At 67.5% G+C, this 13,636-nt stretch carries 19 protein-coding genes and 1 riboswitch; of the genes, 15 read left to right on the forward strand and 4 right to left on the reverse strand.

Annotated features, from left to right (window positions below; translation table 11 throughout):
• Positions 1 to 92 precede the first annotated feature (92 nt).
• On the forward strand, positions 93 to 446 hold the full coding sequence (locus HU825_RS08045; protein WP_043298080.1) for a hypothetical protein: 354 nt from the start codon (positions 93 to 95) through the stop codon (positions 444 to 446).
• 4 nt (positions 447 to 450) lie between these two features.
• Here HU825_RS08045 and trxA read toward each other — a convergent pair whose 3' ends face one another.
• A complete protein-coding gene (gene trxA / locus HU825_RS08050) occupies positions 451 to 1,320 on the reverse strand; it encodes a thioredoxin (protein ID WP_156716203.1) in 870 nt (289 codons plus the stop codon).
• A gap of 167 nt (positions 1,321 to 1,487) precedes the next feature.
• On the opposite strand from trxA, the gene yedE reads away from it, so the two are divergent.
• A complete protein-coding gene (gene yedE, locus HU825_RS08055) occupies positions 1,488 to 2,714 on the forward strand; it encodes a selenium metabolism membrane protein YedE/FdhT (RefSeq protein ID WP_234303255.1) in 1,227 nt (408 codons plus the stop codon).
• Positions 2,683 to 2,922, forward strand: coding sequence for a sulfurtransferase-like selenium metabolism protein YedF (yedF, locus tag HU825_RS08060; protein WP_003289152.1), 240 nt, complete (start codon positions 2,683 to 2,685; stop codon positions 2,920 to 2,922). The genes yedE and yedF overlap by 32 nt, the downstream gene beginning before the upstream one ends.
• Before the next feature lie 2 nt (positions 2,923 to 2,924).
• Here the strand turns inward: yedF and thpR are convergent, their stop codons facing one another.
• From thpR to HU825_RS08075, 3 genes are read right to left on the reverse strand one after another with little or no spacing between them, the layout of a single operon-like run.
• Positions 2,925 to 3,473: an RNA 2',3'-cyclic phosphodiesterase gene (thpR, locus tag HU825_RS08065; RefSeq protein ID WP_234303256.1), complete on the reverse strand. Its 549-nt coding sequence runs from the start codon at positions 3,471 to 3,473 to the stop codon at positions 2,925 to 2,927.
• Positions 3,474 to 3,489: 16 nt separating this feature from the next.
• Positions 3,490 to 4,143: a class I SAM-dependent methyltransferase gene (locus HU825_RS08070; protein WP_234303257.1), complete on the reverse strand. Its 654-nt coding sequence runs from the start codon at positions 4,141 to 4,143 to the stop codon at positions 3,490 to 3,492.
• Positions 4,140 to 4,556 carry a YbaY family lipoprotein gene (locus HU825_RS08075; protein ID WP_431978467.1) on the reverse strand — a complete coding sequence of 139 codons (417 nt, stop codon included), beginning with the start codon at positions 4,554 to 4,556 and terminating at the stop codon, positions 4,140 to 4,142. The genes HU825_RS08070 and HU825_RS08075 overlap by 4 nt, the downstream gene beginning before the upstream one ends.
• 119 nt (positions 4,557 to 4,675) lie before the next feature.
• On the opposite strand from HU825_RS08075, the gene nrdR reads away from it, so the two are divergent.
• The 12 genes from nrdR (at position 4,676) to HU825_RS08135 (ending at position 13,626) form a co-directional block, all read left to right on the forward strand.
• Positions 4,676 to 5,143 carry a transcriptional regulator NrdR gene (gene nrdR / locus HU825_RS08080; protein ID WP_003289148.1) on the forward strand — a complete coding sequence of 156 codons (468 nt, stop codon included), beginning with the start codon at positions 4,676 to 4,678 and terminating at the stop codon, positions 5,141 to 5,143.
• Positions 5,140 to 6,240 (forward strand): bifunctional diaminohydroxyphosphoribosylaminopyrimidine deaminase/5-amino-6-(5-phosphoribosylamino)uracil reductase RibD, encoded by a 1,101-nt coding sequence (ribD, locus tag HU825_RS08085; protein ID WP_234303259.1) that lies wholly within the window; start codon positions 5,140 to 5,142, stop codon positions 6,238 to 6,240. The genes nrdR and ribD overlap by 4 nt, the downstream gene beginning before the upstream one ends.
• Before the next feature lie 134 nt (positions 6,241 to 6,374).
• Positions 6,375 to 6,513, forward strand: a riboswitch (FMN riboswitch).
• 119 nt (positions 6,514 to 6,632) lie between these two features.
• Complete coding sequence (locus tag HU825_RS08090) at positions 6,633 to 7,295, forward strand: riboflavin synthase (RefSeq protein WP_234303260.1); 663 nt, start codon at positions 6,633 to 6,635, stop codon at positions 7,293 to 7,295.
• Positions 7,296 to 7,306: 11 nt separating this feature from the next.
• On the forward strand, positions 7,307 to 8,386 hold the full coding sequence (gene ribBA / locus HU825_RS08095; protein ID WP_043298073.1) for a bifunctional 3,4-dihydroxy-2-butanone-4-phosphate synthase/GTP cyclohydrolase II: 1,080 nt from the start codon (positions 7,307 to 7,309) through the stop codon (positions 8,384 to 8,386).
• Positions 8,387 to 8,445: 59 nt separating this feature from the next.
• Positions 8,446 to 8,922, forward strand: a complete 477-nt coding sequence (gene ribH, locus HU825_RS08100) for a 6,7-dimethyl-8-ribityllumazine synthase (protein WP_003289143.1) — start codon at positions 8,446 to 8,448, stop codon at positions 8,920 to 8,922.
• Positions 8,923 to 8,924: 2 nt separating this feature from the next.
• The gene (gene nusB / locus HU825_RS08105; protein WP_431978468.1) at positions 8,925 to 9,404 is read left to right on the forward strand and encodes a transcription antitermination factor NusB; all 480 of its coding nucleotides are present in this window, start codon (positions 8,925 to 8,927) and stop codon (positions 9,402 to 9,404) included.
• 12 nt (positions 9,405 to 9,416) lie between these two features.
• Positions 9,417 to 10,379 (forward strand): thiamine-phosphate kinase, encoded by a 963-nt coding sequence (gene thiL / locus HU825_RS08110; protein WP_156716207.1) that lies wholly within the window; start codon positions 9,417 to 9,419, stop codon positions 10,377 to 10,379.
• Between the two features lie 38 nt (positions 10,380 to 10,417).
• A complete protein-coding gene (locus tag HU825_RS08115) occupies positions 10,418 to 10,915 on the forward strand; it encodes a phosphatidylglycerophosphatase A family protein (protein WP_234303261.1) in 498 nt (165 codons plus the stop codon).
• Positions 10,916 to 11,000: 85 nt separating this feature from the next.
• Positions 11,001 to 11,648 carry a retropepsin-like aspartic protease family protein gene (locus HU825_RS08120; RefSeq protein WP_156716209.1) on the forward strand — a complete coding sequence of 216 codons (648 nt, stop codon included), beginning with the start codon at positions 11,001 to 11,003 and terminating at the stop codon, positions 11,646 to 11,648.
• A gap of 156 nt (positions 11,649 to 11,804) precedes the next feature.
• The gene (ribA, locus tag HU825_RS08125; protein WP_043298068.1) at positions 11,805 to 12,422 is read left to right on the forward strand and encodes a GTP cyclohydrolase II; all 618 of its coding nucleotides are present in this window, start codon (positions 11,805 to 11,807) and stop codon (positions 12,420 to 12,422) included.
• The gene (locus HU825_RS08130) at positions 12,419 to 12,826 is read left to right on the forward strand and encodes a hypothetical protein (protein ID WP_054093435.1); all 408 of its coding nucleotides are present in this window, start codon (positions 12,419 to 12,421) and stop codon (positions 12,824 to 12,826) included. The genes ribA and HU825_RS08130 overlap by 4 nt, the downstream gene beginning before the upstream one ends.
• Positions 12,826 to 13,626 carry a cobalamin-binding protein gene (locus HU825_RS08135; protein WP_054093436.1) on the forward strand — a complete coding sequence of 267 codons (801 nt, stop codon included), beginning with the start codon at positions 12,826 to 12,828 and terminating at the stop codon, positions 13,624 to 13,626. The genes HU825_RS08130 and HU825_RS08135 overlap by 1 nt, the downstream gene beginning before the upstream one ends.
• Positions 13,627 to 13,636 lie beyond the last annotated feature (10 nt).

Genomic DNA, 13,636 nt, shown 5'->3' on the forward strand with positions numbered 1-13,636 from the left:
TGATGGGGGTTACGTTATAACGCCTTTTTGCGTCGACTGGCCAGCCCGTCGCGGTCATGGGAGCATGCGCCGCGCTACCGAAGGAGAGCAGCATGATTCGTATCCGTGGGCATATCGGCGAATGGCCGGTCGATCTGAACATCGAGCTGGACGAGCAGGACTGGGCGCAGCTGGCGCGCAATCTGCCGCTGGCACCCAGCGCGCGCGCCGCCGATATCGCGCCGTCCGCCGACGACAGTCTGTGGCACACCGCGCGCGAGCGCCTGCGCCGCGCAGGCCGGCTGGATGGCCCCGAGCTGTTTGCCGAGCTGGAGGCGCTGACCGGCAGTGCGTCGATGGCCAAGCGCCTGCTGGTGCGACTGCGCCACTGCGATCAGGTGCGGGTCGAGAACGGCGCGGATACCGCGAGCTATCACTGGATCGGTGAGGGCTGCCCGGCGTCCTGACCGCTCAGTAGATCGCCTGGTACAGCTTGCGACGGTACAGCGTAACCAGCGGATGGTCGCCGCCGAGCAGATCGAAGACCTGCAGCAGCGTCTTGTGCGGCAAGCCTTCGGCATAGCCGCGGTTGCGCACGAACAGCTTGAGCAACCCGTCGAGCGCCGCTTCGTATTGCTGACGAGCCAACTGCTGGATGGCCAGCTGATAGGCGGCCTCGTCGTCCTCGCTGTTCTGCGCCAGGCGGCTTTTCAGCGTGGCGACTTCCGGCAGGTCGTTGGCCTGGCGCAGGAAGGTCAGCTGGGCGCGCGCGCCGGCCAGTGCCTGCCTGTGCTCGTCGCCCTTGACGGCATTGAGCACGGTTTCCGCTTCGCCCAGCTCGCCGCGCTCGGCCAGGCAGCGGGCGTACAGGATCAGGCCCGCCGCGTTCTCGTTGTCCTCGCCAAGCAGTTGCTGCAGCTGCGCTTCGGCCTCGGCGTAACGACCTTCGGCAAACAGCGCCTGCGCGCTTTCCAGTAAATCGCCTTGCGGCGTGGTCGGTGCCTGCACGTGCGGCTCGAGCATGGCGCGAATGGCCGACTCTGGCTGCGCACCGGCGAAGCCGTCCACCGGCTGGCCGTCCTTGAACAGCACGACCGTCGGCAGGCTGCGGATACCGAAGCGGGCGACGATGTCCTGCTCGATATCGCAGTTGACCTTGGCCAGCAGCAGCTCGCCCTGGTACTCCTCGGCGATCTTCGCCAGCAGCGGCATCAGCGCCTTGCATGGCGCACACCACTCGGCCCAGAAGTCGACCAGCACCGGTTTGTGGAAGGAATTTTCGAGCACCAGCTGTTCGAAGCTGGCGGTGGTGACATCGAAGATGTAGGGCGTCTGGCTCATCGGGATTCTCGGGCGGCGAAAGACGTGAAAGCTCGGCATGTTAAGTGGGGACGCCGGGTGCGGGAAGCAAGGGCGGGCGATGCGACGCGACGAAACGCGTAGTGGCCCCTATACTTGCGTCCCCTTTTCTTGGTGCGGCGATTGCAGTCGCGCAAAAGGAGTCATCGATGTCCGTTCTGTCCGACTTCCGGGAGCGCTATCTCGTGCGCTTCTGGTCGCCTTTGCCCGCGCTCGTCGCGCTGGGCGTCGCCTCCGCCTACTACTTCGCCATCACCGGAACCTTCTGGGCCGTCACCGGCGAATTCACCCGCTGGGGTGGCCACGTCCTGTCCTGGTTCGGCTACACGCCTGCCGAGTGGAGCTACTTCAAACTAATCGGTCTGGCCGGCACGCCGCTCGATCGCGTCGATGGCGTGATGATCATCGGCATGCTGCTCGGCGCGCTATGCGCGGCGCTGTGGGCGAACAACGTCAGCCTGCGCTGGCCGACCAGCAAGCGGCGCCTGGTGCAGGGGCTGATCGGCGGCGTCATCGCCGGCTTCGGCGCGCGGCTGGCGATGGGCTGCAACCTGGCGGCGTTCTTCACCGGCATCCCGATGTTCTCGCTGCACGCCTGGGCGTTCATGCTGGCGACCGTCGGTGGCGCCTGGATCGGTGTGAAGATCTGTCTGCTGCCCTGGCTGCGCACGCCGTTGAAAGTGGGCAGCCAGGCCAGTTCGCTGTTTGGCGACGTCGAAGGCACGCGGCGCCGTGCCGCGCTGCAGGCGCGCCTCGGCGTGGCGGTTGCCGTGCTGGCGATCGGCTTCGCCGCCTGGCGCTTCGATACCTCGCTGGTGCTCGGCATGGCGGTGCTGTTCGGCCTGCTGTTCGGTGGGCTGATCGAGCGCGCGCAGATCTGCTTCACCAGCGCCGCGCGTGATCTGTGGACCACCGGCCGCACCCGCGCCGCCTACGGCATCCTGCTGGGCATGGCGGTGGCCTGCGTCGGCACCTTCGGCGCGATCGCCCTGGGCGCCAGTCCGAAGATCTTCTGGATGGGGCCGAACGCGATCATCGGCGGCCTGCTGTTCGGCATCGGCATCGTCGTGGCGGGCGGCTGCGAGACCGGCTGGATGTACCGTGCGATGGAAGGCCAGGTGCACTTCTGGGTGGTCGGCATCGGTAACGTCATCGGCGGCACCCTGGTGGCGGTGTACTGGGATGAACTCGGCACGTCGCTGGCGCTGCCTTATCCGAAGGTCAACCTGCTGGAAAGCTTCGGTGCGACCAGTGGCCTGATGCTGACCTTCGCCGGGCTGGCCGTGGCCATGCTGCTGGTGCATCTGAACGCCAAACGTTTCCAAACCAAGAGGAGTCCTGCCCGTGAGCCAGGCCAAACCGAATCTCTCGCTTGATCTGCGCGGCGAGCATTGCCCGTACAACGCCATCGCCACGCTGGAAACCCTGGCGACCATGCAGCCGGGGCAGTTGCTGGAAGTGGTCACCGACTGCTCGCAGTCGGTCAACGGCATCCCGGAAGACACCCGCGCCAAGGGCTATAACTGCCTGAGCGTGGAACAGCACGGCTCGCTGTTCCGCTTCCTGATCGAAATTCCCGCCTGATCTCAGTCCGGGACGGCCGTCACGGTCGTCCCGGATGCCCGCAGCGGCCAGCTGCCCAGCTCGCGATAGCGCGCGCCCTGCGCGGTAGTTTCCGAGACGAACAACACGAAGCGATCCACTGTCCAGCCGAATGCCGGGCTGTGGCCGTGCACGCGCTCGTGACCATGGCGCGTCAGCGTCAGGTGCGGCAGAAAGGGCCGGCTGTCGAGCACCAGGCCGAGTGTGGCCAGTTGCGCGCGCAGCGCCGCCGCCAGGTAGTCCAGCGCCGGCGGCGGTGCGCTCGGCTGCAGGCAGATGAAACCCTTGCCGAGGGTGATCAGGCGATCCAGGGTCAGCTCGAATGCCGGGCAGTCGAGATCGGCCGCCAGCCGCTGCAGGCCGGCGAGGCAATCGGCCGGTTGCGCACCGAGAAACGCCAGGGTCAGGTGCAGGTTCTGTGGCGGAACCGGTCGGCCTTGCAGCGCCTGCTCGTCGCGCCAGCGACAGATGGCCGCCGCCTGCTCGCGCGGGCAGGGCAGCGCGAAGAACAGACGCAGGGTTGACTCGCTCACGTCACTCTCCCGGCAGCTATCGCGCCGCGTGATAGAGGCTGACCTGGCGGAATTCGGCCGGCTCGGCGAGATCCGGCCAGGTGCAGGCGTCCAGCACATCCAGGCGCCGATACAGCGGATGGGCGAAGTCGCGTACCCGCGAGTCGGCCACCAGCGCTTCGCGACCGCGACTGAGGAAGTGATCCAGCAGCGGCAGGTTGGTGCGGTCGTAGAGCACGTCGGCGACGATGACCAGATCGTAGCGGTCCGCCTCACCGAAGAAGTCTTGCGAATAGCGTAGCTCGACGTCGTTCAGCGCAGCGTTTGCCCGGCAGGCGGCGAGTGCCAGCGGGTCCAGGTCGCAGGCCACCACCTCGGCGGCTCCTGCCTTAGCCGCGGCGATGGCGGCTACGCCGGAACCCGCGCCGAAATCCAGCACGCGCTTGCCCCGCACCCAGTCCGGGCGCTCGGCCAGCCAGCGGGCCAGGACCAGCCCGCTGGCCCAGCAGAAACACCAATATGGTGGCTCGTCGAGAATCCGCCGGGTTTCCTCCGGGCTGAAGGCGCGATCCATGTTGGCCGCATCGATCAGCCACAGACGCAGATCGGTGCCCGGCAGCGGCTCGGCGACCAGCCGGGCGTCGCCGAGCAGTGCGTTCAGCGCTGCCTGCAACGGCGCCGGTGCCGTCATGGTGCGGGCACCAGCTGCAGCGGGCCGAGCGCCTGGCTGTTGGCTTTGTGGATCTGCAGCGCCGGCAGACGCATGATCAACTGGCCGGCGCGCGTCACCCGCCCGCGCAGCTCGACGCGCTGGCCGGCGGGAAAGGCGTCCGGGTTGAACTGCAGGATGAACGGCAGCTCCGAGCCGCGTCCCTTGAGCTGCACGTTGCTCAGCAGGCGATCCGGCTGGTCGCGGCGGTCGACCTCCAGCAGCGCCAGTTCGACATCGCTGCCGGCCGGCGCGCCGATCAGGCTGCCGCTCAGTTCGTTGTGCAATTTCGAGTGCGGCGCGCTGCTCAGTTCGACCGGCGCAGGTGGTGCGGGCGGCTGGCTGCCGCAGCCGGCCAGCAGGATCAGCAGCAGGGGCACGAAGGCGGTACGCAAGGGCACGGAAAGCTCCAGAACTACGGCGAATCGGGCTTGTATAGCAGCAAAGCCGCTGCCTTGTCTTGCCGGTCGGATGCGCTACCATGGCCGCCCCGACGTTCGACCGAATCCCGCCCATGCATTGTCCCTTCTGCAGTGCCCATGACACCAAGGTCATCGATTCCCGCCTGGTTGCCGAGGGTGATCAGGTGCGCCGCCGCCGCGAATGCCTGGCTTGCGGCGAGCGCTTCACCACCTTCGAAACCGCCGAGCTGGTGATGCCGCGACTGATCAAATCCGATGGCAGCCGCCAGCCGTTCGACGAGCAGAAGCTGCGTGCCGGCATGCAGCGTGCGTTAGAGAAGCGTCCGGTCAGTGTCGAGCGTCTGGAAGCGGCCATCGCCCACATCAAGCATCAGCTGCGTGCCACCGGCGAGCGCGAGATCAAGTCGCGGGTGCTCGGCGAGCTGGTGATGGCCGAGCTGCAGAAGCTCGACGAGGTCGCCTATATCCGCTTCGCCTCGGTCTACCGCCGCTTCCAGGACCTCAACGAGTTCCGCGAGGAGATCGAACGGCTGTCCCGCGAGCCGGCGAAATCCGAATGAGCGCCAGCGACCACGCCTGGATGGCCCGCGCGCTGCAGTTGGCGCGCAAGGGGCTGTATTCGACCCATCCGAACCCGCGGGTCGGCTGCGTCATCGTCGCCGATGGCGAGCTGGTAGGCGAAGGCTGGCACGTACGCGCCGGCGAGCCGCATGCCGAGGTTCACGCGCTGCGCCAGGCCGGTGAGCGGGCGCGTGGCGCCACTGCCTACGTCACCCTCGAACCCTGCAGCCACCACGGGCGCACGCCGCCCTGTGCCGAAGCGCTGGTCAAGGCCGGCGTCGGCCGCGTGGTGGCGGCCATGCAGGACCCGAACCCGCAGGTCGCCGGGCGCGGCCTGCAATTTCTGCGCAGCGCCGGCATCGAAGTTGCCAGCGGCGTGCTGGAAGCCGAGGCGCGGGAACTCAATGCGGGCTTCATCAAGCGCATGGAAAGCGGTCTGCCATACGTGCGCGCCAAGCTGGCGATGAGCCTGGACGGACGCACGGCGATGGCCAGCGGCGAGAGCCAGTGGATCACCGGCCCGGCGGCGCGTGCGGAGGTGCAGCGCCTGCGCGCCCGCTCCAGCGTGGTGCTGACCGGCGCCGACACCGTGCTGATGGATGCCGCGCGGCTGACCGTGCGCGCCGAACTGGGGCTGGACGCGGAAACCACCGCGCTGGTGCTTGCGCGCCCGCCGTTGCGGGTGCTGGTCGATGGTCGGCTGCGCGTGCCGCTGGATGCGCCGTTCTTCCAGGCTGGTCCGGCGCTGGTCGTCACGGCGGTTGCGGGGTGCGAGGAAACCTATCGTTGCGCCGGCCACGAGGCGCTGGTGCTGGGGCAGGAGCGGGTCGACCTGACCGCGCTGCTGCGCGAGCTGGCTGCCCGTGGTGCCAACGAGGTGCTGGTCGAGGCCGGACCGCGGCTGGTCGGTGCGTTCGCCCGTCTCGGCCTGATCGACGAATACCAGGTGTTCATGGCCGCCAAGTTCCTCGGTTCCTCGGCGCGGCCGCTGCTGGAGCTGCCGCTGGAGCGCATGAGCGAGGCGCGCGAACTGAAGATCGTCGACATCCGCGCGGTGGGCGACGACTGGAGGATCGTCGCGATTCCCGCCCGCTGAACGCGGCATCCGGTGACTGAAATCACCGGCCGCCGATAGCGCCAGGCTTTCGTCGCCATAATCGCTGCGAACGCACAAGCTGGCTGCCGTTTGCGGCTATTTGTGTTAAAAACGCTGCCGGGCCGCGTCTGGCCCAACGTTCTCAGGGCGGGGTGCGATTCCCCACCGGCGGTAATGGCTTCGGCCTAGCCCGCGAGCGCTTGCTTCGGCAAGGTCAGCAGACCCGGTGTGATTCCGGGGCCGACGGTATAGTCCGGATGAGAGAGAGCGGGATATTCCGATGGGCGCCGTTCGCGTGCCCGTCATGCATCCCTATCGATCCGTAGCGCCCTGTTTTTCTAAACAGGAGTTCGTCGTATGCAGCGTTTCATCAGCCTTCCGCGGGAGGCCACATGTTCACCGGAATAATCGAAGCCATCGGCACCATCCGTGCGCTCACCCCCAAAGGTGGCGACGTTCGCGTGCTGGTCGAGACCGGCAAGCTCGATCTGGGCGACGTCAAGCTGGGCGACAGCATCGCCGTCAACGGCGTCTGCCTGACCGCGGTAGAGCTGCCGGGCAACGGCTTTTGGGCCGACGTCAGCCGCGAAACCCTGGCGCGCACCGCCTTCATCGATCTCAAGGCCGGCAGCCGGGTCAACCTGGAAAAGGCCCTGACGCCCACCAGCCGCCTCGGCGGCCATCTGGTCAGCGGCCATGTCGATGGTGTCGGCGAAGTGGTGGCGCGGGAAGATAACGCCCGCGCGGTGCAGTTCCGCATCCGCGCGCCGCGCGAGCTGGCCAAGTACATCGCGCTGAAGGGCTCGATCACCGTGGATGGCACCAGCCTCACGGTCAATGCGGTCAATGGCGCCGAATTCGAGCTGACCATCGTGCCGCATACCCTCGGCGAAACCATCATGGCCGACTACCGGCCCGGGCGGCAGGTGAACCTGGAGGTCGACCTGCTGGCGCGTTACCTGGAGCGCCTGATGATGGGCGACAAGGCCGCCGAACCCAAGGCCTCGGCGCTCACCGAAGGTTTTCTCGCCGAGCACGGCTATCTGAAGAATTGAGGAGACGCCCGATGGCGCTCAATACCGCTGAAGAACTGATCGAAGACATCCGCGCCGGCAAGATGGTCATTCTCATGGATGACGAGGACCGCGAGAACGAGGGCGACATCATCATCGCCTCCGAATGCGTCACCGCCGAGCACATCAACTTCATGGCGCGCTTCGCCCGCGGGCTGATCTGCATGCCGATGACCCGCGAGCGCTGCGAACTGCTCAAGCTGCCGCTGATGGCGCCGCGCAACGGTTCCGGTTTCGGCACCAAGTTCACCGTTTCCATCGAGGCCGCCGAAGGCGTGACCACCGGCATTTCCGCCGCCGACCGCGCGCGCACCGTGCAGGCCGCGGTGGCGAAGAACGCCGTGGCCGAAGACATCGTCAGCCCCGGGCACATCTTCCCGCTGATGGCACAACCGGGCGGCGTGCTGGCGCGTGCCGGCCACACCGAGGCCGCGTGCGATCTGGCGCGCATGGCCGGCTTCGAGCCGTCCGGCGTGATCTGCGAGATCATGAACGATGACGGCACCATGGCGCGCCGCCCGGAGCTGGAAGTGTTCGCCGAGCAGCACGGGCTGAAGATCGGCACCATCGCCGACCTGATCCACTACCGGATGATCCACGAGCGCACCGTCGAGCGGGTTTCCGAGCAGCCGCTGGACACCGAGCTGGGCCAGTTCAACCTGGTCACCTACCGCGACGGCGTCGAGGACACCGTGCACATGGCACTGACCCGCGGCGAGATTTCCCCCGAGGAGCCGACGCTGGTGCGCGTGCACAACATGGAGCCGCTGCGTGATCTGCTGCTGGTCACCGTGCCGGGCCGCTGGAGCCTGCGCGCGGCGATGAGCGAGGTGGCCAAGGCCGGCAAGGGCGTGGTGCTGCTGCTCGGCAATCCGCTGACCGGCCCACAGTTGCTGGCGCAGCTGACCCGTCAGCAGCCGCCGACCCCGGCGACCTACAGTACCGTCGGCGCCGGTTCGCAGATTCTGCGTGACCTGGGCGTGCGCAAGATGCGCCTGATGAGCGCGCCGATGAAGTTCAACGCGATATCCGGCTTCGATCTGGAAGTTGTAGAATACCTTCCGGCCGAATAAATCAGAGGCGCCGCGCAGTCCGCGGCGCCTTCGTTCTTTAAAGAGATGAGAAAGCACCCATGCCCCTGAAGACCATCGAAGGAACCTTCATCGCCCCGCAGGGCAAGTACGCCCTGGTCGTAGGCCGCTTCAACAGCTTCGTCGTCGAGAGCCTGGTCAGCGGCGCGGTCGACGCGCTGGTTCGCCACGGCGTCAGCGAGAACGACATCACCATCATCCGTGCACCGGGTGCCTTCGAGATTCCGCTGGTCGCGCAGAAAGTCGCCCAACAGGGCGAATACGACGCCATCGTCGCCCTCGGCGCGGTCATTCGTGGCGGCACGCCGCACTTCGAATACGTTGCCGGCGAATGCACCAAGGGTCTGGCTCAGGTCTCCATGGAGTTCGGCGTACCGGTCGCCTTCGGCGTGCTGACCGTCGACTCCATCGAACAGGCTATCGAGCGCTCCGGCACCAAGGCCGGCAACAAGGGCGCCGAAGCCGCACTTTCCGCACTGGAAATGGTGAGCCTGCTGTCGCAGCTGGAGGCGAAGTGAGCCTGAATCACGACGATAGCCAGGACGCTCCGCAGCCCAAGGCCAAGGGCAAGATCGCTACCCGCCGGGTGGCGCGGAGCCTGGCGATGCAGGCGCTGTACCAGTGGCACATGGCCGGTCAGAGCCTCAACGAAATCGAAGCGCAGTTCCGCGTCGACAACGATTTCAGCGGTGTCGACGGTGCCTACTTCCACGAACTGCTCAACGGCGTCGCGCGCAAGAAGACCGAAGTCGATCAGGCCATCGAGCCGAACCTCGATCGTCCACTGGACGAGCTGGACCCGGTCGAGCTGGCGATCCTGCGCCTGTCCACCTACGAGCTGATGCAGCGCGTCGACGTGCCGTACCGCGTGGTCATCAACGAAGGCATCGAGCTGGCCAAGGTCTATGGCGCCACCGACGGGCACAAGTTCGTCAACGGCGTGCTGGACAAGCTGGCGCCTACTCTGCGCAGCGCCGAAGTGCGCAACCACAAGCGCTGAGGGCTGCTCGCCTTGCTGGGTGAGTTCGAGCTGATCCGTCACTACTTCGCCGCCGCCGCTTGCGCCAGGGCCGGCGGCGAAGTCGTGCTGGGCATCGGTGACGATTGCGCCCTGCTGGACATTCCCACCGGCGAACAGCTGGCCGTGTCCACCGATACCCTGGTCGCCGGGGTGCATTTCCCCGATTCCTGCGATCCGTTCCTGCTCGGCCAGCGCGCACTGGCAGTTGCCGCCAGCGATCTTGCGGGCATGGGCGCGACGCCCATCGGCTTCACCCTGGCCCTGACGCTGCCTGCCGCCGACGCGCTCTGGCTGGCCGAATTCGCCCGCGGGCTGGATGCGATGGCGCTCGACTGCAGCCTGCGTCTGATCGGCGGCGATACCACCCGCGGGCCGTTGTGCCTGACCGTCACCGTGTTCGGCCGGGTGCCGGCCGGGCAGGCGCTGGTTCGATCCGGCGCGCAGGTCGGCGATCTGCTCTGCGTCGGCGGCGTGCTCGGAGAGGCCGCCGGCGCCTTGCCGCTGGTGCTGGGGCAGGCCGAGGCCGATGCGGACGTCGCCGAGCATCTGCTGGCGCGCTACTGGTCGCCACAGCCGCAGCTGGCGCTGGGCGAGGCGCTGCGCGGGCGGGCCACGGCGGCGCTGGATATCTCCGACGGGCTACTCGCCGACTGCGGGCATATCGCCAAGGCGTCGAGCGTCGCGCTGCGGATCGAGCGCGAGCGGGTGCCGCTGTCCGCGCCGCTGCAGCGCCTCGCCGGTACCGCCGAGGCGCTGCGCTGCGCGCTCGCCGGTGGTGACGACTACGTGCTGACCTTCACCCTGCCGCCCGCCGAGCTGGCGGCGCTGCAGGACGCCCAATGGCCGGTGCATGTCATCGGCTGCGTCACGGTCGGGCAGGGCGTGCAGCTGGTCGATGCGGCGGGCAACGAACTACCCGTGTCCTCGCGTGGTTACAACCATTTCCATGCATAGCGTCGTTGCGCCAGTGCGCTCAGAAAAGGAACGCCGTCTTGACTGACTCCTCGCCGCTCGCGGCCAAGCCGCAAGTCCTGGTCTGGTCCAATCCCTGGCACAACCTGGCGTTCGGCTTCGGCTCCGGTCTGATGCCAAAGGCGCCTGGCACCTGGGGCTCGCTGGTGGCGCTGCCGTTCGTGCCGCTGTGGCAGCTGCTGCCGGGCTGGGGCTATGGCGTGCTGCTGGTGCTGAGCATGCTGTTCGGTATCTGGCTGTGCGGCAAGGTGGCGCGCGAGCTGGGCGTGCACGACCACGAGGGCATCGTCTGGGACGAGTTCGTCGGCATCTGGATGACCTTCTGGCTGGCACCGCAAGGCTGGCACTGGCTGCTGCTCGGCTTCGTGGTGTTCCGCGCGATGGACATCGCCAAGCCCTGGCCGATCAGTTGGGTCGACCGCCATGTGCACGGCGGCATCGGCATCATGCTCGACGACATTCTCGCCGGCGCCGCTGCCTGGGCGGCGATGCAGGGGCTGGTGGCACTGCTGGCGTGATCAAGTGTGCGGCGGCTCGCTGAATCCTCCGCGCGGCTGGCGGAAGATTGCCCGGCCTGTCCAATGCCTACTTTCAAGGACTCCCATGCGTCGCTTTGAACTTCTTCTCGCTGGCTTGCTGCTGTTGCCGTCGCTGGCGGTGTCCGCACCGATGGTGCAGGTGGTCGGGCTGTTTCCCGGCGCCGCGGTGCTGAACGTCGATGGCCAGCGCAAGTTGGTCAAGGTCGGCCAGGCCGGTCCCGGCGGCGTCGAAGTGGTGAGTGCCGATTCACGCGGTGCGGTGCTGCGCGTCGGCGGCGTCGAGCGCAGCTACGGCCTGAGTCGCGAGTACAGCGGCGCCGGCTATGCCGCACCGGAAAAGACTCAGCTCAGCGTGGCCAAAGGCGTGGGCGGACATTACTGGATCGCCGGATCGATCAATGGCCAGCCGGTGCAGTTCCTTGTCGATACCGGAGCGACCTCGGTCGCCATCAACGAAAACCAGGCGCGGCGGCTGGGCATCGATTACCGGGCCGCCGGCCAGCCGCTGCTGGTCAACACCGCCAGCGGTACGGCCAAGGCCTGGCGCGTGCGCCTGAACAGCGTCAAGGTCGGCAGCATCGACGTGCTGGGCGTCGAAGCGGTCGTGCTCGAGGGCGAATCGCCCAGCGAGGCCCTGCTGGGCATGAGCTTCCTTGGCCGGGTCAGCTGGCGCGAGGATCAGGGTGTGCTCCGGCTGGAGTCGAAAATCTAGCGCGGGCGATCCGTCACCGGCGGATGAGCGTTGTGCAGTCCGGTCGGAGGGCGTCGGGGCATCGATTCGGATTACATTTGGCCGATTACGCTCGCCCTTTGCGCCGTCCAGTTAGTGTTACAATATCCGCCTTTTTCCTCTCTGGGACTTCCGCCCGTGTCTGTCGTGTTCGTCGCCGCTTCCAAACTGCCGACGCCGTTCGGTGTGTTCACCATGCATGGATTTCTCGACCAGGACACCGGCAAGGAACATGTCGCGCTGACCCTGGGCGACGTGGCTGATGGCAAGCCGGTGCTGGGGCGGCTGCACTCCGAATGTCTGACCGGCGACGCGCTGTTCAGCCTGCGCTGCGATTGCGGCTTCCAGCTCGAGGCGGCCATGCGTGCCATCGCCGAGGAGGGCCGTGGCGTGCTGCTCTACCTGCGCCAGGAAGGTCGTGGCATTGGCCTGCTGAACAAGATTCGCGCCTATGAACTGCAGGACGGCGGCGCCGACACCGTCGAGGCCAACGAGCGTCTGGGATTCGCGCCGGACATGCGCGACTACGGCATCTGCCTGCCGATGCTCGAGCACCTGGGTATCGTCGAGGTCAAGCTGATGACCAACAACCCGCGCAAGGTCAAGGCGCTGCAGGGCTTCGGCATCCGCGTGGCCGAGCGCAAGCCGCTGCAGATCGCGCACAATCCGCACAACCGCAAATACCTCGCGACCAAGGCCGGCAAGCTCGGCCACATGCTCGGCGAGATTCATCAGGGCGAAGCCGAGCAGTCGTGAATCGCGCTGCTGTCCGCCGCCAGCTCGCCCGCGAGGGCTGGCTGCATGCTGCGCTGATGGTGCTGCCGGCGCTGCTGCTTGGTCGCACCGGGCTGCAGCTGGGCAACGGGGGGCTGGTGTTGTTCGCCGCCGGCCTCGCTTCGCTGTTCTTCAGCCTGCCGGCGTTCACCCGCTTCAAACATGCGCTGATCGCCACGGAGCAGGCGCTGGGTGACACCGCCGAGCCGGCGGCCTGGGCGCAGCTGCGGCGTATTCGCCGACGCGCGCTGCTGATCGCGTCATTGCCGGCCTGGCTGGCGGCGGTCGGCGCGCTGCTCGGCATGGAACCGGTGGCGCGCCTGCTGCTGGTGCTCGGCAGCCTTAGCTTGCTCATCCTCTATCGCATTCCGCGGCAGCTGCGCTGATGCGCCTGTTGTGGTTCGTCGCGCTGCTGCTGGTGCCGCTTTCGGCGAGCGCGGCACAGCGGGTGGTGAGCCTGGCGCCCTCGCTCAGCGAAATCATGCTCGAACTCGATGCCGGCGATCGGCTGGTCGGCGTGCTCGATGGCGGCGAGCGTCCGCCGGCGCTGGCCGGCGTGCAATCGGTCGGTCGCTACGGCCAGGTGGAGCTGGAAACGCTGCTCAGCCTGCGTCCCGATCTGGTGCTGCTCTGGCCCGACAGCATTGCGCGCGGCCAGCGTCAGCAGTTGCAGCAGCTTGGCATCCCGCTGCTGGTGGTCGAGCCGTCGCGGCTCGAACAACTGGCCGAACAGTTCGCGCTGATCGGACGCGCCGTCGACCGCGTCGAGCAGGGCGTCCAGCTGGCCGAGCGCTTTCGCCACGGCCTGGCGCAGCTGCGTCAGCAATACGCGCGCACGCCGCCGCTGCGGGTCTTCTATCAGGTCTGGCATCGCCCGCTGTATACGCTCGGCGGCCCGCAGATCATCAGCGAGGCGATCGAGGTATGTGGTGGGGTGAACGTGTTCGCCGACCTTCAGCTGCCGGCGCCGCAGGTGAGCGTCGAAGCCGTGCTGGCACGCGATCCCGAGGTGATCCTCGGCGGCAGCGGCGCCGAACTGGAGAGCTGGAAAGCCTGGCCGCAGCTCAGTGCGGTGCGTAGCGGGCGCTTGCTCGCCGTGCCGGACAAGGGGCTGGAGCGGCCGAGCTTCCAGATGCTGGGCGCGATCGGGAAGCTCTGCGAAGCGATGGCGCGGGCGGCGCCGTGAGGGCGCGCCC

This window comes from Pseudomonas phenolilytica, from assembly GCF_021432765.1.
Lineage (GTDB): Bacteria > Pseudomonadota > Gammaproteobacteria > Pseudomonadales > Pseudomonadaceae > Stutzerimonas > Stutzerimonas phenolilytica.